Annotated in this window: 23 protein-coding genes and 2 tRNA genes; 13 read left to right on the top strand and 12 right to left on the bottom strand. The window is 67.5% G+C overall.

The genetic code is table 11. From position 1 onward, the window contains the following. Window position 1: 1 nt before the first annotated feature. The 10 genes from scpA to Q8M88_RS05870 form a co-directional block, all read right to left on the bottom strand. Window positions 2-2,161: a methylmalonyl-CoA mutase gene (gene scpA / locus Q8M88_RS05915; protein ID WP_305595348.1), complete on the bottom strand. Its 2,160-nt coding sequence runs from the start codon at window positions 2,159-2,161 to the stop codon at window positions 2-4. Beyond that, window positions 2,161-3,582, bottom strand: a complete 1,422-nt coding sequence (locus Q8M88_RS05910; protein WP_305595346.1) for a methylmalonyl-CoA mutase family protein — start codon at window positions 3,580-3,582, stop codon at window positions 2,161-2,163. The genes scpA and Q8M88_RS05910 overlap by 1 nt, the downstream gene beginning before the upstream one ends. Before the next feature lie 87 nt (window positions 3,583-3,669). After that, complete coding sequence (locus tag Q8M88_RS05905; protein ID WP_305595344.1) at window positions 3,670-4,245, bottom strand: MFS transporter; 576 nt, start codon at window positions 4,243-4,245, stop codon at window positions 3,670-3,672. Window positions 4,246-4,460: 215 nt separating this feature from the next. Further along, window positions 4,461-5,285 (bottom strand): formate dehydrogenase accessory sulfurtransferase FdhD, encoded by an 825-nt coding sequence (gene fdhD, locus Q8M88_RS05900; RefSeq protein WP_305595342.1) that lies wholly within the window; start codon window positions 5,283-5,285, stop codon window positions 4,461-4,463. Next, a complete protein-coding gene (locus tag Q8M88_RS05895; RefSeq protein ID WP_305595340.1) occupies window positions 5,272-5,511 on the bottom strand; it encodes a formate dehydrogenase subunit delta in 240 nt (79 codons plus the stop codon). Before Q8M88_RS05895 ends, fdhD begins: the two co-directional genes overlap by 14 nt. Beyond that, on the bottom strand, window positions 5,508-8,351 hold the full coding sequence (gene fdhF / locus Q8M88_RS05890) for a formate dehydrogenase subunit alpha (RefSeq protein ID WP_305595338.1): 2,844 nt from the start codon (window positions 8,349-8,351) through the stop codon (window positions 5,508-5,510). The genes Q8M88_RS05895 and fdhF overlap by 4 nt, the downstream gene beginning before the upstream one ends. 7 nt (window positions 8,352-8,358) lie before the next feature. Then, window positions 8,359-9,912 (bottom strand): NADH-ubiquinone oxidoreductase-F iron-sulfur binding region domain-containing protein, encoded by a 1,554-nt coding sequence (locus Q8M88_RS05885; protein WP_305595336.1) that lies wholly within the window; start codon window positions 9,910-9,912, stop codon window positions 8,359-8,361. Beyond that, window positions 9,909-10,391 carry a formate dehydrogenase subunit gamma gene (locus tag Q8M88_RS05880; protein WP_305595334.1) on the bottom strand — a complete coding sequence of 161 codons (483 nt, stop codon included), beginning with the start codon at window positions 10,389-10,391 and terminating at the stop codon, window positions 9,909-9,911. The genes Q8M88_RS05885 and Q8M88_RS05880 overlap by 4 nt, the downstream gene beginning before the upstream one ends. Before the next feature lie 62 nt (window positions 10,392-10,453). Then, on the bottom strand, window positions 10,454-10,729 hold the full coding sequence (locus Q8M88_RS05875; RefSeq protein WP_305595332.1) for a hypothetical protein: 276 nt from the start codon (window positions 10,727-10,729) through the stop codon (window positions 10,454-10,456). A 197-nt stretch (window positions 10,730-10,926) separates the two neighbouring features. Continuing rightward, window positions 10,927-11,001 (bottom strand) — tRNA-Thr (locus tag Q8M88_RS05870). Window positions 11,002-11,365: 364 nt separating this feature from the next. On the opposite strand from Q8M88_RS05870, the gene murA reads away from it, so the two are divergent. The 5 genes from murA (at window position 11,366) to Q8M88_RS05845 (ending at window position 16,318) form a co-directional block, all read left to right on the top strand. Continuing rightward, window positions 11,366-12,655, top strand: a complete 1,290-nt coding sequence (gene murA / locus Q8M88_RS05865) for a UDP-N-acetylglucosamine 1-carboxyvinyltransferase (RefSeq protein ID WP_305595330.1) — start codon at window positions 11,366-11,368, stop codon at window positions 12,653-12,655. A gap of 5 nt (window positions 12,656-12,660) precedes the next feature. After that, complete coding sequence (locus Q8M88_RS05860) at window positions 12,661-13,092, top strand: DUF2948 family protein (protein ID WP_305595328.1); 432 nt, start codon at window positions 12,661-12,663, stop codon at window positions 13,090-13,092. A gap of 36 nt (window positions 13,093-13,128) precedes the next feature. After that, window positions 13,129-14,436 carry a histidinol dehydrogenase gene (gene hisD, locus Q8M88_RS05855; protein ID WP_305595326.1) on the top strand — a complete coding sequence of 436 codons (1,308 nt, stop codon included), beginning with the start codon at window positions 13,129-13,131 and terminating at the stop codon, window positions 14,434-14,436. Window positions 14,437-14,585: 149 nt separating this feature from the next. Then, entirely contained in the window at window positions 14,586-15,521 is a 936-nt protein-coding gene (locus Q8M88_RS05850; protein WP_305595324.1) for a fatty acid desaturase, read from the top strand. Window positions 15,522-15,802: 281 nt separating this feature from the next. Then, window positions 15,803-16,318 carry an SH3 domain-containing protein gene (locus Q8M88_RS05845; protein ID WP_305595321.1) on the top strand — a complete coding sequence of 172 codons (516 nt, stop codon included), beginning with the start codon at window positions 15,803-15,805 and terminating at the stop codon, window positions 16,316-16,318. On the opposite strand, the gene Q8M88_RS05840 is transcribed toward Q8M88_RS05845, so the two are convergent. Then, window positions 16,315-17,616: a hypothetical protein gene (locus tag Q8M88_RS05840; RefSeq protein ID WP_305595316.1), complete on the bottom strand. Its 1,302-nt coding sequence runs from the start codon at window positions 17,614-17,616 to the stop codon at window positions 16,315-16,317. The genes Q8M88_RS05845 and Q8M88_RS05840 overlap by 4 nt on opposite strands. A gap of 194 nt (window positions 17,617-17,810) precedes the next feature. Here Q8M88_RS05840 and Q8M88_RS05835 point away from each other — a divergent pair, with 194 nt between their 5' ends. From Q8M88_RS05835 to Q8M88_RS05805, 7 genes are all read left to right on the top strand, one after another. Then, the gene (locus Q8M88_RS05835; protein ID WP_305595363.1) at window positions 17,811-18,287 is read left to right on the top strand and encodes a UPF0262 family protein; all 477 of its coding nucleotides are present in this window, start codon (window positions 17,811-17,813) and stop codon (window positions 18,285-18,287) included. 5 nt (window positions 18,288-18,292) lie between these two features. Next, on the top strand, window positions 18,293-18,781 hold the full coding sequence (locus Q8M88_RS05830; protein ID WP_305595314.1) for a low molecular weight phosphatase family protein: 489 nt from the start codon (window positions 18,293-18,295) through the stop codon (window positions 18,779-18,781). A gap of 91 nt (window positions 18,782-18,872) precedes the next feature. Next, complete coding sequence (gene infA / locus Q8M88_RS05825; protein ID WP_111458197.1) at window positions 18,873-19,091, top strand: translation initiation factor IF-1; 219 nt, start codon at window positions 18,873-18,875, stop codon at window positions 19,089-19,091. A 25-nt stretch (window positions 19,092-19,116) separates the two neighbouring features. Then, window positions 19,117-19,698, top strand: a complete 582-nt coding sequence (locus Q8M88_RS05820) for a nucleoside triphosphate pyrophosphatase (RefSeq protein WP_305595307.1) — start codon at window positions 19,117-19,119, stop codon at window positions 19,696-19,698. Beyond that, window positions 19,695-20,735, top strand: a complete 1,041-nt coding sequence (locus Q8M88_RS05815) for a ribonuclease E/G (RefSeq protein WP_305595305.1) — start codon at window positions 19,695-19,697, stop codon at window positions 20,733-20,735. Before Q8M88_RS05820 ends, Q8M88_RS05815 begins: the two co-directional genes overlap by 4 nt. Beyond that, window positions 20,732-20,896, top strand: a complete 165-nt coding sequence (locus tag Q8M88_RS05810) for a DNA gyrase inhibitor YacG (protein ID WP_305595303.1) — start codon at window positions 20,732-20,734, stop codon at window positions 20,894-20,896. Before Q8M88_RS05815 ends, Q8M88_RS05810 begins: the two co-directional genes overlap by 4 nt. 70 nt (window positions 20,897-20,966) lie before the next feature. Then, window positions 20,967-21,042 (top strand) — tRNA-Phe (locus Q8M88_RS05805). A 64-nt stretch (window positions 21,043-21,106) separates the two neighbouring features. Here Q8M88_RS05805 and Q8M88_RS05800 read toward each other — a convergent pair. Next, a complete protein-coding gene (locus Q8M88_RS05800) occupies window positions 21,107-22,333 on the bottom strand; it encodes a glycosyltransferase family 87 protein (RefSeq protein WP_305595301.1) in 1,227 nt (408 codons plus the stop codon). Between the two features lie 910 nt (window positions 22,334-23,243). Between Q8M88_RS05800 and Q8M88_RS05795 the strand changes: the two genes are divergently transcribed. Beyond that, complete coding sequence (locus Q8M88_RS05795) at window positions 23,244-23,372, top strand: hypothetical protein (RefSeq protein WP_305595299.1); 129 nt, start codon at window positions 23,244-23,246, stop codon at window positions 23,370-23,372. Window positions 23,373-23,924 lie beyond the last annotated feature (552 nt).

Below are 23,924 nucleotides of genomic sequence, written 5' to 3'. Positions count from 1 at the left end.
TTCAGGCCGGTTGCGCCACCTGGGCGTAGCCGAGCTGCTCGTTCAGCCGTTCCAGCACCTCGATGGCCGCCTCCGAGACCACGGCGCCGGGCGTGAAGATGGCGGCCACGCCTGCGTCCCGCAGGGCCTGGAAATCCTCCGGGGGAATGACGCCGCCGACCACCACGAGGATGTCGGGGCGGCCGAGCTTGGCGAGCTCTTCCTTGAGTTCCGGCACGAGGGTCAGGTGGCCAGCGGCGAGCGAGCTTGCCCCCACCACATGCACGCCGTTCTCGACGGCTAGGGCCGCCGCCTCTGCGGGCGTCTGAAAAAGATTGCCGATGTCCACGTCGAACCCCAGGTCGGCGAAGCCGGAGGCGATCACCTTCTGACCGCGGTCATGGCCGTCCTGGCCCATCTTGGCGATCAGCACGCGGGGTTTGCGTCCATCCGCCTGGGTGAAGGCGTCTGCCATGGCGATGGCGCGGCGAGAGGCGGCGGTGGAGCCGGCTTCGCGCAGGTAGACGCCGGTGACGGCCGACGCGACGGCCGAATGGCGGCTGAAGACCTTCTCCAAGGCCAGGCTGATCTCGCCGACCGTGGCGCGGGCGCGCGCGGCGTTGACCGACAACTCCAGCAGATTGCCGCTTGCGCGCGCGCCCTCGGTCAGCGCGTTGAGAGCGGCGTCCACGGCGACAGGGTCGCGCTCGGCGCGAAGCTGTTGAAGCTTGGCGAGCTGGCGTTCGCGCACCGCGCTGTTGTCGACCTTGAGCATCGGGATCTCGTCAGCGCCCTCGGGACGGTAGCGGTTGACCCCGACCACGGTCTGGCGGCCGGAGTCGATGCGCGCCTGGGTGCGGGCCGAGGCCTCCTCGATGCGGCGCTTGGGCAGGCCGTCCTCGATGGCGCGAGCCATGCCGCCCAAGGCCTCGACCTCGGCGATGTGCTCCAGGGCGCGTGCCGCAAGATCGGCGGTGAGGCGCTCGACGTAGTAGGAGCCGCCCCAGGGGTCGATCACCCGGGTCTGGCCGCTCTCGAGCTGGAGGAAGAGCTGAGTGTTGCGGGCGATCCGAGCGGAGAAGTCGGTGGGGAGCGCCAGCGCTTCGTCGAGCGAATTGGTGTGCAGGCTCTGAGTCTGGCCGCCGACCGCGGCCATGGCCTCCACACAGGTGCGCGCAACGTTGTTGTAGACGTCGTGGGCCGCCAGGCTCCAGCCGCTGGTCTGGGTGTGGGCGCGAAGGGCGAGCGAGCGGGCGTCCTTCGGATTGAACTCGTCGCGCATCAGCTTGGCCCAAAGGAGGCGGCCGGCGCGCTGCTTGGCGATCTCCATGAAGGCGTTCATGCCGGCGTTCCAGAAGAACGACAGGCGCGGGGCGAACTTGTCGACGCTCATGCCCGCGGCGACGCCAGCGCGGACGTATTCGATGCCGTCGGCCAGGGTGTAGGCGAGCTCAAGGTCCAGCGTCGCCCCCGCCTCCTGGATATGATAGCCGGAGATCGAGATCGAATTGAACTTCGGCATGTGGCTCGAAGTATATGAAAAGATGTCTGAAATGATCCGCATCGATGGCGCTGGCGGATAGATGTAGGTGTTGCGGACCAGGAACTCCTTGAGGATGTCGTTCTGGATCGTGCCGGACAGTTTCTCGGTCGGAACACCTTGTTCCTCCCCGGCGACGATGTAGAGCGCCAGGACCGGCAGCACGGCCCCGTTCATGGTCATTGAAACGCTCATCCGGTCGAGCGGGATGCCGTCGAACAGGGTGCGCATGTCGAGGATGGAGTCGATCGCCACGCCGGCCATGCCGACGTCGCCCCGGACCCTGGGGTGATCGGAATCGTAGCCGCGATGGGTGGCGAGATCGAACGCGACCGAGAGGCCCATCTGACCGGCCGCGAGGTTGCGGCGATAGAAGGCGTTGGAGTCCTCGGCGGTGCTGAAGCCCGCGTACTGGCGCACCGTCCATGGGTTGGTCAGGTACATGGTGGGATAGGGGCCGCGCAGGAAGGGCGCGACGCCTGGGTAGGCGCCGACGACGTCGAGGCCAGCAATGTCGGCAGGGCCGTAGCCGGGTTTGACGCTGACGCCCTCGGGGGTTTCCCAGACCGCGCCTTCAGCGGCGAGCGCCGGGATGGCGGCGGCGTCGAAGGGCAGGGTCGCGAAGTCGGGGAACTGGGCCATCACTGGACCTCGTAGGGTTGGGCCAGGCGCAGGGGCTTGAGCGGCGGGCAGGCGCTGTCTGGTCCGGGGACCCGCGGCGAGGGCGCATCGACCGCGTGTGCGGCAGGCGTCTCCACCGCGACCTGGGCGGACTTGGCGGGCGGGAATGCGGTGACGCCGACGATGCGGGGTTCTCCCGCGGAGGCGCGGGTCGCATTGGCCTGGGCGACCTCGGCGGCGACGTGGCCGGCTTCCAGCGCCGCGATCGCCGCGCCTGCGGCTTCGATCGCCTGGAAAGCGGCCCAGGCGGCGCGCGCGAGGTCCTCGGTCAGGGTTTCGATATAGCCGGCGCCGGCGGAGGGATCGAAGACGCGGGCGATATGGGCCTCCTCCATCAGCACGAGCTGGGTGTTGCGGCTCTGGCGGCGCGCGAATTCGGTGGGCAGGCCGATGGCGTCAGTGAAACAGCCCAGCGCTACGGAATCGGCTCCACCGACCGCGGCGGCGAAGCCGGCGGCGGTAAGGCGCAGCATGTTGGTCCAGGGATCCTGCACGGTCAGCATGCGATGCGAGGCGCGGGCCTCGACCACCGCCGCGATGTCGACCCCGCAGGCGGCGACCAACCGCGCCCAGAGCACGCGCGCAGCACGCAGCTTGGCGATGGTCAGGAAATAGTCGGTGTCCGCACAGAGCCCCAGGCTGATCGCGCCGAAAGCGCGGTCCATGGGCATGCCGGCCCGCACAAGCGCCTTGGCGTAGGCTAGGGCGGAGGCGAGGGCGAAAGCCAGTTCGCCCGCCTCGCCGCCGCCAGCCTCGTGTACGACGCGCCCGGAGGCGAGGAACAACGTCGCCTGCGGATAGGTGTCGGAGAGGCGAACGGCGGCGACGGCGCAGGCGACCATGTGGCTCTCGATGGGACCCGGGCTCGCGCCGGCTTCGGCGAAAGCACTCAGCGGATCGAGGTTGAGCCTGAGTTTCGCGCCAGGAGAGGCCTTGGCGACGGTCCCAAGCCAATCAGCGGCGCGGGCGCCGAGGAAGCCAGCGTCGAGGGCCACCGGCGCGAGTTCGAGGACAACCTGGGAAAGCACACGGGCCAGATCGTCGGCTGAACCCACGGCCACACCGGTCTCGCCGGTCGGGTCGAGCCGCACCAGTACGGAGGCGGCGCCGCCTTCCAAGTCGCGGAGGATCTCGCCATTGGCTATGGCCGGATCGGGGTGGGCGACCACTGTGCGCACGTCCCACTGGCGATCGACGTCTACCGTCCGCGGACGGAATCCCAGGGGCGTCGCTTCCGCGGATGGGTAGAGCGGCGCGATCGTCAGGCTCTCCACGGTCGTCGAGAAGAGGCTTTCGAACGGCTTGTCGCCGAGGGTCTTGGCCACGAGGGCGCGCCAGTCGGCGGCGCTCGAAGGCGGAAAGTCGAGGTTCGCTTCGGACATCGCGGCAGATGGGCCACCATGCGAGGCAGGCGTCAAGACGGTGGCGGCCGGCGCCGCTGCGTAACTCTGTCGATGAGGCCGAGGCGCCTACGGCCTGCGGTTCATTCCGTCGCCGGCGTCACGGGGGAGGCGCAGGAAGAAGGGGAGCGAGAGGAAGCTGATCGCTCCCAGGGCGATGAAGGTGTTCGCGACCGATGACGCGCTCAGGGTGGTTTCGCCCTGCATGGTGGTGAACAGATGCAGCATGGTGGCCGCCAGCCCGACGCCGATCGACTGCACAAGCTGCTGCGCCATCTGCGACATCGAGGTGGCGCGGCTCATCTGAGGCTGCTCGATGTCTGCGTAGGACAGGCCGTTGAGGCTGGTGAATTGCAGCGAGCGGAAGAAGCCGCCGGCAAGCAGCAGGGTGATCATGATCCAGCGCGGCGTCGTCGGTTCGAAGACGGCGTACAGCAGGAACATTATGCTGACGATGACGCCGTTCACCCAAAGCACCGTGCGGAATCCGAACCGCCGCAGGATCGGCGGCGCGGCGGATTTCATGGCCAGGGCGCCGATGGCGGCCATGCAGGTCAGCAATCCCGCCTCGAACGGTGACATTCCGAAGATGACCTGCAACAGCAGGGCGAGCAGGAAGGGCGTGGCCCCCTGGACGAGGCGCATGAACGCGCCGCCGACCACGGACGCCGTGAAGGTCGGGATCCGGAACAGGGTCAGGTCCAGGATGGCGTCCGGGTTCGCTGTCCGCGGCGCGCAGCTTGCAGCTTGCGACGCGGCACGCAGGCTTGCGGTGGATATCCACGATGCGGAACATCAGTTGGAGGCGCGGGGGCGGGAGCGAATGACGCCCTGGTGGCGTCGCTTGTGGTGATGGAGTCTCACGCGATCAGTCGTTGAGAATGTGAATAGATCTCGAAGCCGTCAGCGCGCGCTACAGCGATCAAGGTGATCCCGGCTTCCTCGGCAGTCCGCACGGCCAGCGCGGTTGGAGCCGACACGGCGATCAGCACTGGCGCGCCAGCGGCCGCTGCCTTTTGGACCCTCTCCACCGAGACACGGCTGGTGAGAACAACAGCGCCGTCGCCGCAAGCGCCGCCAGAACGAAGACGCGCGCCGACAAGCTTGTCGAGCGCGTTGTGGCGGCCGACGTCCTCGCGCACGACAATCTGACGGCTTGTGACGTCCCAATAGCCTGCTGCGTGCACAGCGCGCGTCGCCGCGCCGAGCGGCTGGACGGCTACAAGAGCGGCGAGCGCGGTCTCGACGTCGCGCGGCGAGATCGAAAGCGTGGAGTCCACACGTCGCGGCGGCGGGATGGCCTGTTCCAGGCTCTCGACGCCGCATAGGCCGCACCCCGTCGGCCCAACCATCCGACGACGGCGAGCGACAAGCGCAGTAGACGGAGCCTCGGCCAACCACAGTCGAAGCTCTATGCCCGCATCGGACTCGACGATCTCAAGATCCCGGATGTCGGAGAGCGACCGAATCAACCCCTCTGTGAAGCTGAAGCCCACAGCGAAATCTTCCAGATCCGCCGGCGTGGCCATCATCACGGCCGAAGTTGATGCGTCGTGGACTATGGCGATCGGCGTCTCTTCGGGAAGCCGTCGCGAGCCCGCCTCCAGGCCAGCACCGCTCCACCGGAACCTGCTCACTTCGACAGCCGGTTGCAGTGCGCTCGCGTCCAGATCAGCCCGGCGCATCGGTGCGCGCCGGACGAAGGAGTGGGACAGCCGCAGCGACCAGAGCGCTCAAGCCTGAGCCGCCGGCTGCAGCATGCTCCCTCAGCTGTTCGCGCATGGTGGGAGCCCAAAAGCTGTTGAGGTGATCCGCCGTGGCCCGAGCCGCCCCGTCCCCCGGTTGGGATTCGAAGAAGCGGGCGATCTGGTTGGCCATGGTGACCAACCGGTCGACTTCCGCGCCGCTCATTCGGCTGGTTCAGGTTGCGCGATGCGTCGGCTGCGTCGCGTGTGGGACTGGTAGCGGGTCTGCCAATCCGTCGTGCCGTTGGAGAGCGCCACCTCGACGGCGGTGACCTTGTACTCGGGGCAGTTGGTGGCCCAGTCGGAATAGTCGGTGGTGACTACGTTGGCCTGCGTTTGAGGGAAGTGAAAGGTCGTGTAGACGACGCCGGGCGCGACGCGTTCGGTCACTGTGGCGCGCAGGCTGGTTTCACCAGCGCGACTCTTCAGCGAAACCCAGTCGCCATTGCGGACGCCCCGCTGTTCGGCGTCCTCTGGGTGGATCTCGAGAAGGTCCTCGTTGTACCAGGCTACGTTCGCCGTGCGGCGCGTTTGGGCGCCGACGTTGTATTGAGACAGCACGCGGCCGGTGGTGAGCAGCAGCGGAAACCGCGGGCCGACCTTCTCGTCAGTGGCGACGTACTCGGTCAGCATGAACCGGCCCTTGCCTCGGACGAAGCCGTCGAGATGCATGACCGGCGTGCCGAGAGGCGCAGCCGTATTGCAAGGCCACTGGACGGACCCTTCCTCGTCGAGCTTCGCGAAACTGACGCCGGCGAAGGTGGGCGTGAGGCTGGCTATCTCGTCCATGATCTCGGACGGGTGCGTGTAGTTCATCGCGAAGCCCATGGCGTTGGAGAGCATCTGGGTGATCTCCCAGTCGCCGTGGCCGTTGCGTGGGCTCATCACCTTGCGAACCCGCTGGATGCGGCGTTCGGCGTTGGTGAAGGTGCCGTCCTTCTCGAGGAACGTCGATCCTGGCAAGAAGACGTGGGCGTAGTTGGCGGTCTCGTTCAGGAACAGGTCCTGGACGACGACGCACTCCATCGCCGCAAGACCGGCCGCGACGTGCGTGGTGTTCGGGTCGGACTGCAGAATGTCCTCGCCTTGAATGTATAGCCCCTTGAAGGCGCCCTGGACGGCGGCATCAAGCATGTTCGGGATACGAAGGCCGGGCTCGGCGTCAAGCTCGACGTCCCACAGCGCCTCGAACACGCCGCGGGCATCGTCGTCGGAGACGTGACGGTAGCCAGAAAGCTCGTGGGGGAACGAGCCCATGTCGCAGGCTCCCTGGACGTTGTTCTGGCCTCTCAGCGGATTGACGCCGGCGCCCAGCTTGCCGAGGTTGCCGGTCGCCATGGCCAGGTTGGCGATGGCGATGACCGCGGTCGTGCCCTGGCTGTGCTCAGTGACGCCAAGGCCGTAGTAGATCGCCGCCGCGCCGCCGGTCGCGTACAAGCGGGCAGCCTGTCGCACTGTCTCCGCCGGCACGCCGGTGAAGGCCTCGCTTGCCTCGGGTGAATTCGCCGGCGCGGAGACAGACTCAGCCCAATCCTGGAATTCATCCCAGTCGCAGCGCTCGCGCACGAACGCCTCGTCCACCAGGCCTTCGGTGACGATGACGTGCGCCAGGGCGTTCAACACGGCGACATTGGTCCCTGGCCTAAGCGGCAGGTGATGGTCAGCCTGAATATGAGGCGTGCGAACGAGGTCGATCCGCCGCGGGTCGATGACGATAAGGTGCGCACCCTGGCGCAGCCGCTGCTTCATCCGGGAGGCGAATACCGGATGGCCGTCGGTGGGATTGGCGCCGATCACCACGATGACGTCGGAGTGTTCGACGGAATCGAAGTCCTGGGTGCCTGCGGACGTGCCGAACGTCGCCTTCAGTCCGTAGCCGGTGGGCGAGTGGCAGACGCGGGCGCAGGTGTCGACATTGTTGTTGCCGAAGCCGGCCCGCACCAGTTTCTGGACCAGAAATGTCTCCTCGTTGGTGCACCGCGACGAGGTGATGCCGCCAACTGAATTGCGCCCATGGGCCGCCTGAATGCGCGAGAATTCCGATGCGGCATACGCGATGGCCTCTGACCAAGTCACCTCGCGCCAAGGATCGGTGACGGCCTCGCGGATCATCGGATTGAGGACGCGCTCGCGATGGGTCGCGTATCCCCAGGCGAAGCGACCTTTGACGCAGGAGTGGCCGCGGTTGGCCTTGCCGTCCTTGTAGGGAACCATGCGCACGAGTTGCTCGCCGCGCATCTCCGCCTTGAAGGTGCATCCGACCCCACAGTAGGCGCAGGTGGTGACGACAGAATGCTCGGGCTGACCAATCTCAATGACCGCGGTCTCGGTCAGCGCCGCTGTCGGGCAGGCTTGCACACAGGCGCCGCACGAGACGCACTCGGACTCCATGAACGGCTGCAACTGGCTGGCTGAAACCTGGCTCGCGAAGCCGCGGCCGTCGATGGTCAGGGCGAAGGTGCCCTGCACCTCGTCGCAGGCGCGTACGCAACGCGAGCAGACGATGCACTTGGACGGGTCGAAGGTGAAGTACGGGTTGGACTCGTCAGCTTCCGCGCAGAGGTGGTTGGCGCCGTCGTATCCGTATCGGACCTCCCGCAGCCCCACGGCTCCGGCCATGTCCTGGAGTTCGCAATCCCCGTTCGCGGCGCAGGTCAGACAATCCAGCGGGTGGTCGGAAATGTAGAGCTCCATCACGCCCTTGCGCAGTTTCGCGAGCCTGGGCGTCTGGGTGCGCACCACCATGCCGTCGGCGATGGGCGTGGTGCAGGACGCCGGCGTTCCGGCGCGACCGTCGATCTCCACCAGACAGAGCCTGCATGAACCGAAGGCCTGAAGGCTGTCGGTCGCGCATAACCTCGGGATCGCCGTACCCATCGCGGACGCCGCACGCATCACCGAAGTCCCGGCTGGCGCCATCACAGTTTGCCCGTCGATCGTCAGCGATACGACCTCGGTCGCGGCGGAAGGAGGTGTACCGGAATCGGCCTCTTTGATCAGGGGCATCGCGGCCTCATTTCGGCGGCGCCAACGCCTCCCACCTGGGCTCGAAGTCCTGCGGGAAGTGTCTCACCGCGCTCATCACGGGATATGGCGTCAAGCCACCGAGCGCACAGAGCGATCCTAGCCGCATAGTTTCGCACAAATCCTCAAGCACTGCGAGGGAGCTGCGTTCACCGGCGATGATCCGGTCGATGGTCTCAATCCCGCGCACCGACCCGAGCCGGCATGGCGTGCACTTCCCACAACTCTCGACGGCGCAGAACTCCATGGCGAAGCGCGCCTGCGCCGCCAAGTCCACCGTGTCGTTGAACACCACGATCCCGCCGTGGCCGATCAAGCCGTCGCGTGCGGCGAAGGCCTCGTAGTCGAAGGGCGTGTCGAACAGGCTGGGTGGGAAATATGCACCCAACGGTCCGCCGACCTGAACGGCGCGCACGGGGCGTCCGCTCAGAGTCCCGCCGCCGATGTCGTAAACCAGTGCGTTGAGGTCGAGGCCGAAAGGCGCTTCGAACAGGCCCCCGTTCCGGATATCGCCGGCCAGTTGGATGGGCATAGTCCCGCGCGAACGGTCGTGTCCATGCGACGCGTAAGCCTCTGCGCCGTTCGCCAGAATGAGGGGCGCGGCCGCCAGAGTCAGGACGTTGTTGATTAGCGTCGGCCGCCCGAACAGGCCAGCATGCGCCGGAAGAGGGGGCTTGGCGCGCACCTGGCCGCGCTTCCCCTCCAGGCTCTCCAGCATCGCGGTTTCTTCGCCGCATACATAGGCGTCGGCGCCCACGCGCAATTCTATGTCGAACGCCTGCAGCCCCTCGCCTGCGGTTGGACCAAGCAGCCCAGCGCTTCGCGCCGTCGCTAAGGAGCGTGAAAACGCGCGAATGGCGTGCGGGTATTCCGAGCGGATGTAGATGAAGCCCTTCGCCGCGCCCACCGCGAGGCCGGCGATGACCATGCCTTCGATCAGCAGGAACGGGTCACCCTCGAGCAACATCCGGTCGGCGAAGGTCCCGCTGTCGCCCTCATCGGCGTTGCAGACTACGTATTTGCGGTCGGCTTGGGCGCGACGAACCGTGTCCCACTTAATCCCGGCCGGAAAGCCAGCGCCGCCCCGACCACGCAGCCCAGAGCGGGTGATCTCTTCGACGATCTGTTCAGGTTTGAGCGAGAGCGCCTTTTCTAAGCCAGCTAGGCCGCCAGCATTGCGATAGGCATCCAGCGATTGCGGATCGATCACGCCGCAGCGCGCGAATGTCAGCCGCTTCTGGCGACCCAGGAAGGGAAGGGCCTCCACCGGACCTACGCACTTGGGGTGCGACTCCGCCCCGAACAGGCCGCTGTGCGCGAGATCGCGTGCTTCGTCAGGATAGATCGGACCGTAGCCGACGCGGCCTCCCGGGGTTTCGACCTCAACCAGCGTCTCCAGTTCAAACATCCCCCTGGATCCGGTCCGCACGATTTCGACCGGCAGACCGGACTGGCGGGCCTCCGCTGACAAGATGTCAGAGACCTGATCGGCGCCGACCGCCAGGGCGGCGGCGTCCGCCGGCACGAACACCCGCACGCTCATGTCAGAACCTGTGTCAGTAGGCGGTCGAGACACGCGCCCTTCAGGCGCGCGAACGGGTCGCCATCCAGCAGCGCCGCTGGGCCGCTCGCGCAAAGACCGAGACAATAGACGGCTTCCAGCGTCACGGCGCCGTCGCTGCGGGTTTCTCCGACCTTTAAGCCTAGGACGCGCTCAACCTGCGCGATCGCGGCAGCCGACCCTCGCGCCTGGCACGCCTCCGCCACGCAGAACTTGAGGATCCTGCGTCCCGCGGGAGCCCGTCGGAAGTCGTGGTAGAATGTCAGGACACCGTGAACATCGGCGCGGGACAGGTTCAAAACCTGAGCGATGATCGGAACGGCGTCGTCGGGCACGCAGCCGAACGTCGCCTGAATGGCATGGAGAGCCGGTAGTAAAGGGCCTTCCAGCGCGACGCACCGCGCGACGAGCGCCGCGGCGTGGTCAGCGTTCCAGGGGATCTGTGGCGGGGAGGCAGACATGCCAGCGTATTTGTGGGCGCCCCCCGCGCGCTAGCAAGCAAGCATCCCCGCCTGCGCCAAGCTCAGGTGATGTGACTGGGGCTTATGGGGTCGCTGCCGGGGAAGCTTTCCTCGATCGCCTCGTCGAGCAGGGCTTCCTGGCGATCTTCGGACGCGGCTTCTTTGTCCGCTAGCTGATCGTGCTTCTCGTCGTCGGCCAGCGGCTCCGCCTTGCGGGCGTGCGGCGTCTGAATGTGGCGATCCTCAAGGCTCGGCTTTCCTTCGACAGCCATATCGGCGGTGGAGGCGCTGGAGCCATGGGTGAAAGAGCGATCCGTGTCTGAGCTGCGGGTCGGCATGGGACTTGAGTCCTCCTGTGGCCTTGTAAAGCGTTCGGTGACTCAACCCCTTGGCGCGTCGCCAGTTGCAGCGCTTGTGCACAATGTCGCGGGCGACGGCGCTGGCTCAGTCAAAGGAGGCGCCGGGGAGGGAGGAGAACTGAAGCTGGTGCGCCCCGCCAAGCCCGCCCTGCGCGCGATATCGCGCGAGGGAGCCATGGTGCCGCCGGGGGGAATCGAACCCACGACCTCAGCCTTACCAAGGATGCGCTCTACCACTGAGCTACGGCGGCGAAAAGGCGAGGCGCGGGCTATAGCCAAAGCCGACCGCGCCGTGAAGCGAAATCGACGGCGGGTGCTTGCTTGACGCCATTGCCGGCCCGTCGCAAGCCTGTGCGGGTGAAGTGTCAGCCCCCGACTGTGAAGACCCGCCTCGACCCGCGCCGTGAGAAGCTGGCGCTGGCGCTGCGCGCGAATCTGCGCCGCCGCAAGGTAAGCGGCGGGCCGCCGGCGGCGAAAATCGGGCGTCCGGCGGATGAAACGCCTTCGTGATCCGCACGGCTAGGCCTAAATCGCGACCGACGCTGGACACTGCGATGCGCTGCGGTGATGAATCCGCGCGCCGCCCGCGCCCACATCATCGATCGAGGAACTGATTTGGACCGTATCGCCATCACCGGCGGCGTTCGGCTGGAGGGGGAAATCCCGATCAGCGGCGCCAAGAACTCGGCGATCAAGCTGATGGCCGCCAGCCTTCTCACGGACGAGCCGCTGCGGCTGACGAACATGCCGCGGCTCGCCGACACGCGCTTCCTAGGCCGGCTGCTGCAACGACTGGGCGCTGATCTCGTCGAGAGCGATGGCGTCGATGGGCCCGAGACAGTGCTTCGGACGAAAGAGATCGTCAGCGCCATCGCGCCATATGATCTGGTCCGCCAGATGCGCGCGTCCTTCAATGTGCTCGGCCCTCTGTTGGCGCGAACGGGGCAGGCCAAGGTATCGCTGCCCGGCGGCTGCACCATTGGCGCGCGGCCCGTTGATCTGCATCTGAAGGCGCTGGAGGCCCTGGGCGCACAGATCGACCTGCACGAGGGTTACGTCTACGCCCAGGCGCCGCGCGGTCTGCGCGGTGCAGCCATCTCGTTTCCGTTCGTCTCGGTGGGCGCGACCGAACACGCCTTGCTGGCCGCCGTGCTCGCCGATGGCGAGACGGTGCTCGAGAACGCCGCTTGTGAGCCGGAAATCGTCGACCTCGCCGATTGCCTGAACAAGATGGGCGCTAGCATCTCGGGCGCCGGTACTCCGACCATCCGCATCAAAGGCGTCGCCCGCCTGGGCGGAGCCTCCCATTCGGTGATCCCCGATCGTATCGAAACTGGCACCTATGCGCTCGCCGCGGCCATGGCCGGGGGCGAGGTCAGGCTCACCAACACCCGTGCAGACCTCATCGAGGCGCTGCTCGACAAGATGACCGAGGCCGGCGCCGAGGTCACCCGCCACAACGATGGTGTGACCGTTAAGCGCAACGGTGCGCGGCTGCGGGCCGTGGAGATCGAAACCGACCCCTATCCGGGTTTCGCGACGGATCTCCAGGCCCAGTTCATGGCTCTCATGACCCTGGCCGACGGCGAGAGCGTGGTGCGCGAGACGATCTTCGAGAACCGCTTCATGCATGCCCCTGAACTGCGCCGGCTCGGCGCCGACATCACGGTATCGGGCGGGGAGGCGAGGGTGCGGGGCGTCGACGCTCTCGAAGGGGCGCCGGTGATGGCCACCGATCTTCGGGCTTCGGTGAGCCTGGTGATCGCGGGGCTGGCTGCGCGCGGCGAGACCATGGTCAACCGCGTCTATCATCTGGACCGCGGCTTCGAGCGGCTGGAAGAAAAGCTCGGGGCGTGTGGCGCGCAGGTGCGCCGCATCGTCGGCGACGGCGAGCCCGAGGACTGATCCGCATGCCAGGTTCGGATTCAACGACCCTGCGTCTGCTCGCCATGGACGAAGACGATCTGGCGGTGATCTCGGCGGCGCTTCAGGACGCTGTCGCCAAGGTCGGTGATATCGCCTACGAGCCGCGCGAACGCCGCCTGACCATCGTTTTCAATCGGTATCGGTGGGAATCCGGCGGCGGCGAGCGGGTCCGCTCGGCGTTGCAGCTCGGCGGCGTTTCACTGCTCCAGGCTCGCCGCATCCGCCGCGGCGCCAGGCAGGCGGTCGTGGAGCTGCTTTCCGTGCACTTCGAGGTCGGCGATGCGCCGAGCGGCTCGGTGGTGATCAGCTTCGCCGGCGGGGGCGACCTGCGCGCTGAGGTGGAATGCATCGACGCCATCCTGGCGGACATTTCCACGCCGTGGCCGACCCGCAGCGAACCGGCGCACGAGACATGATGGCGTTAGCGCACCAGGCCCGCTAAACACCGCGCCATGCGCCGCTTCCGCATCTCCGATCCGGGTTTCGACCCGGCTTTCGCCGCTTTCCTGGACGAGCGCCGCGAGGCGCCGCAGGAAGTCGACGACATCGTCCGCGGCGTCCTGACCGCAGTCCGCAACGAGGGACTGGCAGCCCTGCTACGCTACGCGCGCGAATTCGACCGCGTCGAACTGGACGAGCGATCGATCCGCATCGGCTCCGACGAGATCGCCGCGGGAGCCGCAGCGTGCGAGCCTGCGGTGGTCGACGCCATCGCCTTCGCCGCCCAGCGCATCCGCGCCTATCACCAACGCCAACGGCCGGCCGACGCCAGCTTCGTCGACGCTGCCGGCGTCACGATGGGCTGGCGTTGGACCCCGCTCGACGCGGTGGGAATCTATGTCCCTGGCGGACGTGCAGCCTATCCCTCCACCGTCCTGATGAACGCCATACCCGCGGTGGCGGCCGGGGTCGGGCGCATCGCCATGGTCACGCCGCCGGGCAAGGTGCAGCCGGCGGTGCTGGCCGCCGCCCAGCACGCCGGCATTTCTGAGATCTGGCGGGTCGGCGGCGCACAAGCGGTCGCGGCGCTGGCGTTCGGCGCGGGCCCCATCCGCCCCGTCGATAAGATCGTCGGGCCGGGCAACGCCTTCGTCACCGCGGCCAAACGCCAGGTCTATGGCGTCGTCGGCATCGACGCCCTGGCGGGACCCTCCGAGATCGTGGTGGTCGCCGATGCGGCCAATGATCCGCGCTGGATCGCCGCCGATCTGCTGTCGCAGGCCGAGCATGATCCCGGAGCCCAATCCATTCTGATCACCGACAGCGAGGCCTTCGCCGCCGCTGTCGAGGCCGCCATCGCCCTTGAACTCACCAGGCTGGCCACGGGTGCAGACGCTGCGGCGTCGTGGCGCGACCATGGCGCGGTGATCATCGCGCCGCTCGACGCCGCTCCCGGCCTCGTCGATCGTATCGCACCCGAGCACGTCGAGTTCGCGATGGACGCGCCGGAGCGATTGGCCGACCGCGTGCGGCACGCTGGCGCGATCTTCCTGGGCCGTCACACGCCTGAAGCTTTGGGCGACTACGTTGCAGGTTCCAACCACGTACTGCCGACAAGCCGCGCGGCCAGATTCTCGTCAGGCCTGTCGATGTACGACTTCCTCAAGCGCACCTCGATAGTCAACTGCGGCCCCGCCGGTTTCGCAGAGCTCGGGCCGCACACGATCGCGCTGGCGACCGCAGAGGGGCTGCCGGCCCACGCCCTCTCGGCCGCGCTTCGGCTGGGCGTCGAGGCACGCTTCGACGGTGGCGACCAGTAGACGTCGATGCGCCTCGAACCCGCCCACCTTTAGAGGTAGTTGACGTCATCCACAGTGACCGGACGCATCCCGTGACCTCCCAAGCCACACCCTCAGAAGCATGGCATCGAAAGCTTGCGCCTTATCGCGAGCCCAGTATTGCACGCAGCGTGATCGAGGTGTTGATCACCGCCGTGCCGCTCGCGACGCTCTGGGCTCTGGCCTGGGCCCTGCATGAACGTGGCTGGTGGTGGGCGGCGCTGCTGCTCACGCTCCCGGCCGCTGCGTTCCTGGTGCGGCTGTTCATGATCCAGCACGATTGCGGACATGGCTCGTTCTTCCAGGATAAGCGCGCCAACGATTGGCTGGGCCGAGCGATCGGCGTGCTCACGCTCACCCCGTACGACTATTGGCGCCAGACTCACGCGATCCACCACGCGACGTCCGGCAACCTCGATCGGCGCGACCTGGGCGCCATCGAGATGCTCACTGTCGAGGAGTATCAGGCGCTGACGCCGGTGCGCCGGCTGGGCTACCGCCTGTACCGCCACCCGCTGGTGATGTTCGGCCTGGGGCCGGCGTTTGTGTTCTTCCTGATGCAGCGCCTGCCGATTGGCATGATGCGTCGCGGCTGGCGACCGTGGGCCAGCGTGCTGGGCAACGGCGCCGCGGCCGCCGTCGGCTTGGGCGCACTCATCTGGATGTTCGGACCGGCGCCGGTGCTGATGGTCAATGTCCTCACCATGCTGCTCGCCGCCACGGTCGGGGTGTGGTTGTTCTACGTCCAGCACCAGTTCGAAGGCGCGATCTGGGCCCGCAACGCGGACTGGCGGCGCGATGACGCAGCGTTGCAAGGCAGCTCGCATTACGACCTCCCAGCGGTGCTACGATGGTTCACCGCCAACATCGGCGTGCATCACGTCCACCACCTGTCCAGTCGGATTCCGTTCTATCGGCTGCCGAAGGTGCTGAACGACTTCCCGGAGCTGCGCGCGGTGAGCCGCGTGGGCCTCTGGGAGAGCTTCGCCTATGCGCGCCTGTCTCTGTGGGACGAAGGCGCGCGCCGTCTGGTCTCATTCCGCCAGGCCGCTCAAGCCCGCGCCTGAATCTCTGCGTCGGACTCTCTGCGTCCGGCCCTCGGCGGATCGCGCCGCGAAGCTGAACGGCGGCTGACTGTGACTCTCCGAACCCATTCAGGCGGCGACCTCTAGTTTGCGGGCCATCGGGGTTCAGGCCCCAAGGCAAATGCAGACGGGAGTAGGTCCATGCACAATTCCAAATCCGCCAATCGGGTCGGTGGCGCGGCTGTCGCGGTGATCGCGGGCGCCTGGCGCTCAACGCAGGCTCCACCGCTTCGGCGCAAGCTTTCGGCGGCAACCTCCAGCCGGTGATCGGTTGCGATGCGCCGGGGTCCAAGCAGACGGGCGGCGCGGTCATCGGGGCCCTGCTGGGCGCTGTCGCCGGCAGCAACCTGGCCAGGAACGACCGCGGAACGGGGACGGCGATCGGCGCGGTGGCTGGCGCCGCCGCCGGTTCGGCGATCGGCTGCAAGATGCAGCGCACGGATCAAGTCCGCAGCGCTTACGGCTACGGCGGCTATGCGCCGGCGAACGCCACCTATGTCTCGCGCGGCTATCGGCTGTCGTCCAACCTTGCCCCTGCGCCCTTCGAGCGTGACGGCGCGGGCTTCGTTGCACGCAGCAACCTGAACCTGCGCTCGGCGCCGACGACCGGCGCCCAGCGGGTCGGCCAGCTGCGCGCCGGCGAGCGCTTCCAGGCGTTGGCTCGGGTGCGCGGGACGGACTGGATTCTCGTTGGCGAGAACGGCGTCGGCGTCGGCTACGTCCACGGAGCCTACGTCCAGCCAGAACGCGCCTATAGCTACGCGTCGTACCGCTACTAGGCGGCCCGGACGCTGGCGTGCGTCGCGCCAAGCATCGCGACCATGCCGGCGTCCCTGGCTGATGCGGTGCGATAGACCAGCACCGATCGGGTTACATGTTTCAGCGCGTCGATTGTCGCCCTTGACCAGCCGTGGAATTCCGCTTCGCCCATGTGCGGCGGACATTCCACGGACAGGGCCTGCAGGCCGCACCCTTTGAGCTGCGACAGCGCGCCCGGCGCCGGCGGGGTCGCGCTCAGTCTTCCCACCACAAACAGCGAAAACGGCCGGATCAGCGAGACCGCGCTGAGCAGCGCCACTTGCGGTACGCCTTCCAAGTCGCAGATCTCACAGATCACCCCGCGCTGCACGAAGTCGTTGGCCTCTTTGAACGCCTTGGCGATCTCATCGCGCCCGCGCTGACTGGACAGGCTCACATAGGAGACCGGGATGATCAGGCTCGGCTGCAGCTTGGCCCCGTCATCGGCGTCCAGTCGGTCCAAGCCCCGCGCGATGGTCGCGAGATCGATTCGCAGGAGGTCGGCCCGCGACAGCAGCCCGATCGCCGCGGGGGGCAGCTCCTCGTCGCTGCCGGTCACCAGCACCCGGCGCGCCAGGCGAAACCCGATGCGGGCGTAGTTCTTCAGTTCGAACACCGGCTCCAATGTGCACGAAACGCGCAGCTCTCGCCCGTCAGAGGCGACGAACGGAGACCACTGGTCCATCGTGCGGCGGATGCGGCGCAACACTGGCTGCGGCTTCGGCTCAGGCGCCGGAGCCTCGACGAAAGACGCCGGTTCGGGACGTACGGCCGTCTCGGCTTGCGCTTCCTCGGCGGCGGCGCGCGCCGCCAGCGCCGGGTTGATCTTTACTGCCTCGACCCCGGTCGATGAGATCTTGTTGACCTCATGGACGTAGCCGTTCGCCAGGTGCGCTTCACCCAGGAAATGGCCGAGGATCTCGCGCAACGCCACCAGGCAGGCAGCCTGACACCCGAATCGGCTCAATTCGGGCTGACAGATGAGGAAGTCGGTCTCCGACACCCGCAGGTAAAATCCGCGTCCGCCCATCAAGCGCTGCAAGGTTCGCTCGGCGTGGGCGTAAACCTGGTCGCAGCGCAGGCTCCACTTCGGCCCGAAGCGGTCATAGACCGCGTCCAGGGCGATGATGTTGACCTTACCCTGCGCCAGCAGCTCCGGATCGCCGAATTGCTCGATCGCGGCTTCGACGTCAGCCGACATGAGTCGCGTCACGGCCTCGGCGGCCGTTGGTTCGACGCGCACGGCGTCGTCAGCGGTGGTCTCGGTCGTGGGACTCACGGAGCCTGACCTCACAAAGCGCACTGTGGTCGATTTCAACCGACCGTTGAGGGATTGTCTCACGCGCTCAGTTAACGAGATATGCGGCAATCCATTCGCTGGACGGCCGATTCGGAGGGTTTGATCCGTCAGGCGACGTTGCTCGCGACGCAACATTTGCAATCGGCGCAGGATTGCCGCACCGGTCGAACGCCATGGGCGAGCGCACCGACAGCAACCGGCTTCAGAAAGTCGAGATCGACGAGGAATCCCTCGCCGCCGCGTCGCGCGACCAGGAGCAGGAACGCCAGATCGCCATCTTCGACCTGCTGGAAGACAACCTGTTCGAGCCTGACGGGGCTCAGCAGGGTCCCTACGATCTGCGTATGAGCGTTCTGGAGAACCGGCTGGTCCTGGACGTCAGCGGCCCGGGCTATGAGCGACGCCACATTCTCTCGCTGTCGCCCCTGCGCATCCGCATCCGCGACTATGTCCAGATCTGCGAGAGCTACTACCAGGCGATCCGCAACTCGACGCCCTCACAGATCGAGGCGCTCGACATGGGGCGGCGAGGCCTGCACGACGAAGCGTCCGAGATCCTGCGCGCGCGGCTGGCCGGCAAGATCGAGACCGATCGCGACACCGCGCGGCGTCTGTTCACTCTGATTTGCGCCCTGCATTGGCGCGGGTGAGGCGCATGGGCCAAAACGACAACTTCCCCACTCCTGGCGCCGTGCTGTTCGCCTGCAACTATAACCGCGTGCGCTCACCCATGGCCGAGGCCTTGCTGCGGCGCGTCGCCGGCGACAGGATCTTTGTCGACAGCTGCGGCCTGAAGCAGGAGAGCGGCGAGGGTGTGATCGATCCGTTCGTCGAGACTGTGATGGCCGAACTTGGGTGCAGCATGGCGCGCCATCATCCCAAATCGTTCGCCCAATTGCAGGACGACTCCTTCGATCTGGTCATCTCGCTCACCCCCGAGGCCCAGCATCACGCCGTCGAGCTCACCCGCGGGCGCGCCGTGCAGATCGAATATTGGCCAATTTTCGACCCGACGCTGGCCGACGGCACGCGCGAGTCCCGGCTCGCAGCTTACCGAGAGGTGCGCGACGCGCTGGCGATGCGAATCGCCGAGCGGTTCGCCCAACCCGTGAAGATACGGCGCCCCATCGACCCGGAGCGGTGACCTGGGCTATGATGCGTTGACATCTGCACGGCTCGCGACCGATTCCCGGACGCGGGCCGTTCGCGTTAGGTGCGTCCATTTGGGAGAATGCATGGCGAAAGAAGAACTGTTGGAGTTTCCGGGCACGGTCAGTGAAGTCCTGCCCAACGCGACGTTTCGCGTGAAGCTTGAGAACGATCACGAGATCATCGCCCACACGGCCGGCAAGATGCGCAAGAACCGGATCCGGGTTTCGGCCGGCGACAAGGTCCTTGTCGAGATGACGCCCTACGACCTCACCAAGGGCCGCATCACGTTCCGCGTCCGCTAAAAGGTCGCCAGGCGCCTTGCCCAACTTGACCACGCAGCGCCTGGTCCTGGCCTCAGCCAGCCCACGGCGCCTTGAACTGCTGCGGCAGATTGCGATCGCGCCCGATGCGGTCGAGGCCGCCGAGATCGACGAGTCTCCGCTCCCCAAGGAAACCCCACGTTTGCTCGCCGGGCGGCTGGCCGCCGCCAAGGCCGTCAGGGTCGCGGCGCTGCATCCCCACGCCTATGTGATCGCCGCGGATACGGTGGTGGCCGTGGGGCGACGCGTGCTGCCCAAGGTCGAGACGGCCGAGCAGGGGCGAGCCTGCCTGGCGTTGCTCTCCGGCCGCGGCCACCGAGTGCTGACCGGTCTTGCCGTGCTGGCGCCCGACGGGCGCGGCGCAAGTCGCCTGGTCGAATCGCGGCTGAAGGTCAAACGCCTCAGCGCCAGCGAAATCGAGGACTACGTCGCCTGCGGCGAGGGTCTGGGCAAGGCCGGCGGCTACGCCATCCAGGGACGCGCCGGCGCCTTCGTCATCGAGCTGCATGGCTCCTATTCCGCCATCGTCGGGCTGCCGCTCTATGAGACCCAGGCTTTGCTGGGCGGCCTTGGATATCGCCTCCGATGAGCGAGCGGCGGCTCTACCTGGATGCGGGCGTTGGCGAGACCCGTGGCGTCGTCACGCTCGACGGCAAGCCCGAACGCCTGCTGATCCGCCGCGACGAGGAAGACCTTCGCCTGGCGTTGGGCGCACGTCTGGTCGGTCGCGCCCGACGCGTGGACGCCGCGATCGGCGCGGCCTTCATCGACCTTGGTGACGGCGCCGAAGCGATGCTGCCGTTCAAGCCGGCCGAGCGGCCCGTGGAAGGCTCGGTCCTGGAGGTCGAGATTCGCAGCGAGGCGCGCCACGCAAAGCTCGCCGTCGTGCGGCTGGTGGGCGAAGGGCAGGGGGCGCCGCGTCTCCTCGATCCGCCGCCGCCGCTTCGCGACCAGCTTGCGGCCCTGGTCCGGAACGCAAGGATCGTCGACGGCGCCGACGCGCGCCGCATGGCCGACGCCGCCCAGGCCGAAGCGCTGCAGACTTTGCATGCGCTGCCGGGGGGCGGGGTGCTGGCCATCGAGCCCACCCGTGCGCTCACCGCTCTGGACATCGATCTGGGCGACCGAAAGGGCGCCGACGCCAAGCGCGTCACCCGCCAGGTCAATCTGGTCGCCATCGCTGAAGCCGCCCGCCTGCTGCGTCTGAAGGGCTTGGGCGGACTGGTGGTCATCGACCTGGTCGGCCGCGGACACGACGGTGCGGCGCTGCTGGCGGCGGCGCGCCTGGCTTTCGCGCCGGATAATCCCGGCGTCGCTCTGGGTCCGATCAGCCGCTTCGGCACCCTGGAGCTCACGATCCCACGCCGCGCGCCGCCGTTGCACGACTCCCTGTGCGGCGCGCATGGCGGGCTAGCCGATCGCGCGCTCGCCCAGGCGCTGATCCGTCGTTTGGAGGCCGAGGCGCGGGCCAATCCCGGCGCGCGGCTGGTCGCGCGCGCATCGCCCGACATCGCCGACGCCGCCCGCCCGCTGGCGATGAAGCTCGCCGCCGTCGTCGGCGCGCGTTTCACCATCGTGCCCGACGCCAAACTCGCCCGTGAGCGCTTCGAGGTCGCCGCCTCATGACCAAGGCTAAATGTCCGATATGCCGCAAGCCGGTGGAGCCCGAGTACCGTCCGTTCTGCTCCAAGCGCTGCGCCGACGTCGACCTGCAACGCTGGATGGTCGGCGCCTACGCCGTACCCGCGTCGGAGGAGGACGACGCCTCGGACGAAGACGAAGCCTGAGGCGCGCGCGGCGTCTGGACTTCGAATAAGCGCTCTTCTATAGACCCGGCTCCCGCAAGCGGCGGCGTGCGCCTGGGTAGCTCAGTTGGTAGAGCAGCGGATTGAAAATCCGCGTGTCGGTGGTTCGAATCCGCCCCCAGGCACCACTATCTGCCCGCCGCCAGCGTGATCCTTCCCAGTGATCCCCATCGAACGGCTCATGGCGCGGCGTCAATCGACCTTGGCGCGATCCGTTGCGCCCGCTGGCCGAAACCAGAGGGGCAGACGGCAGGCCACGAGCATCACGACCGCCAGCGGCCGGGTGACAGCTGTGAAGGCGAAGACGCCGGCCAGGCGGGACAGCGCCGATGACCGTCCGACCATCAGCGCGACCGCCGCCGGCTGCACCAGGGCGAGCTCGTACATCAGCGCATAGGGGGTCGCGAGGTAGTAGCCGCTCATCAGCGCCAGCAGGCGCTCCACAGGATCCGACGTGCGTCTGAAAGCTGCGACGACCAGCCATGCGCCAAGCGCGGCGCCGGCGGCCATAACGCCGATCTGCGCCGGTCCCCCGAGACCAGCCAAGCGCGCGATAGCCTTGGGCGTGATCCCGATCCACGGCCGGCTGTCGACGATCTTTGAAAACCCCGTCAGCGCGGCGAACCAGCTTGCCCAGGTTTGCGGCCCATGCTCCGCAAGCGATACGAGGCAGAGGCTGAAGCCGACGAGACCTGCCGTGAACAGCGCCTTGAGATGTCCGCCAGCCAGCAGGGCCAGTGGGACCATCACGAGAATCTGCGGCTTCGCGGCGGCGAGCAGGCCGAACACCATTCCCGCGAGCCGGGGCCGGGATTCCAACCAGATCAACGCCAGGATGAGTCCGGCGGCGATCACCAGAGTGACCTGACCTGTCAGCAGCGCCACGACCGTCGCGGGGCTCGCAAGAACGAGCGGCCAGGCGCGTCCGATAAGGCTCCGCGCCGCCACGCAATACAGGCTCGCGCTGATGGCGATCCAGGTCAGGTATGCGGGCAAGAGCGATGCCGCCCGTAGCGGCTGCAGAAACAAAAGGAACGTGGGGGGGTAGGGGAAGGGCCGCAGCACGGTTGGATCCGAGACCGCCCAGGCCTGGGCCTTGGTGATCGCGACGACGTCGTAGACCGCATTCAAAGGCATCCGCGCCGCGGTCCAGAACACTGTGAAATCGACCTCCAGCTCGGGCAGGTCCCTCACGATCGCCGTCACGAAGGCGCAGTCTACGAACAGCGCGATCGCGAGCGAGAGCAGGATCGTCGCCCGATGGATCCTCGATAAGGGAGCGATCTCATGGTCGCCCTTGGCGACCGCTTGGTCTTGCGCTCTACCGAACAGCTGCATCAAACCCCCGGCCTGCGCGTGCGCCTTCGCCGACGCGACCATCGTTGCGCCGGCCGCATCGAGCAAGGCCAGTCCGGCCACGACGTCGGAATTCGTCGACCATCTGCTGCGCCTGCCGGGCGGGGCCAGGTCGCGGTGAGGCCATTCACCGTCACAGAACCGGCCAAGTCTGCGGCCAGGTTGTCGCGCATCGAGCCTGGCCAGGGCGGGAGAACTGACGATGCCGCCCCCAGGCGAGGACGAGCCTTCCAACCCCTTCGAACGCGCCAGCCCCTGGGGCCGCGCGCGGCAGGCGCCGTTCCGCATCGGCCCGCTGCCGCAGTCGCCCTCCCGCGCACCGCCGCCGCCACGGCCCGCAACGCCGCCGCCGCCAGGCGAGATACAGCGCGCCGCGCAGGCACGGCCGGGCGGCCGGGGAATCCTGTCTGGTTCGTTGATCCCGGTCCGCGCCGCGCCGGCGTCTCCGCCACTCGCTGAACCGGCGCCGAACGCCCAGGAACCTCAGCCGTCAGCGGCCGCCGCCCGCGCTCCGGGAAAGCTCGAGCCTTCTGTGGCGGCTCGGGCGACCGCCCCCGCGCCCATCCCATCTGAGCGTGCGGCGTCTGTGCCGGAGGCCTCGCCACCGGCCTTCGTTCCGCAGCGCCCGGCTACGCGGCGCCCACGACGCAGGCTGCCGCTGCTGCCGCTTGCGGCGGCCGTGGTGGTGATCCTCGTGGTGGTCGTCCAGGCTGTCGCCGTCCTCGGGGGCCGGCGAGGGGAAGCCGCCCGTCCAGAACCTACGATGGCGCCAGCGCCGCCGCCCGCAGGCTCCGTGGCGTCCGGCGCGCCGGCGCCCGTCAGCCGGCCACCTCTCCCCCAGACCGCTGCCCTAGCGGCAGCCAAAGCGCCGGATCGATCGCATTCCGCACCGGCTCCGGTCGCTGCGCGTACGTCCACGCCGCCCGTCAAGACCGCGGTGGCGCCGCCCACGCGCGGCGCGGAGCCGCGCGCCGTGACGATCACACCCGCACCCTTGGCGGTGCCGCCCGCCGGGCAGCCGCCGGTGATCACGCCTGCCGCGCCTCCGCCGTTCCCCGATCCGGAGGCCCCCATGGTTACCCAAGCGCCGGAGCTGCGCTGACCTCGCGCCTGTACCCCGACGAACGTCTTGGAGAGATTCTCGTCAGTGCTGAAGAAAACCAGAACATCGCGTCTAGCCGGCGCGGCTCACCTGGTAGCTATGAGGATTCATGTTCCGTCAGTTTTATATTGCAGTGCAGCATAACTCTGGCGTTAACCCTGATTCAAGCACCTAACCGCCCCTACGTCATTGTGCGCCGCCGCATTCTTTGACGACGAGGGGCCCTACTTGGCCTAAACGGCCCGATCACCCCTTGACGCCTTAACAAGGGGTTGCCAAAGGACCGGAGCCGCACGGCTACCCAGCGGTAAAATTTCGTGGTTCCCGAGGGGACTCGAAGTTGCGCGCGCCTTAGTAACGTCGATCTTCAGCGCTGCTGAAGAAAACCGGTACGGGTTGGCGCAGCGACGGCGGCTCTGTCGACCTGGTTCGGTTTCGGATTGGGTCGGTGGGCTTGTTTTCAACTGGGGTGGAGACGCTCTCGCGCGACGACCCCTCGGTCCAACGTGCTAGACCAATCAGGAACTGGCGACAGATGCTCGACAACAAACG

Source organism: Phenylobacterium sp. (assembly GCF_030693805.1).
Lineage (GTDB): Bacteria > Pseudomonadota > Alphaproteobacteria > Caulobacterales > Caulobacteraceae > Phenylobacterium.
The sequence above is the reverse complement of the archived record's forward strand: the minus strand, read 5'-3'. Positions and strand labels throughout refer to the sequence as shown.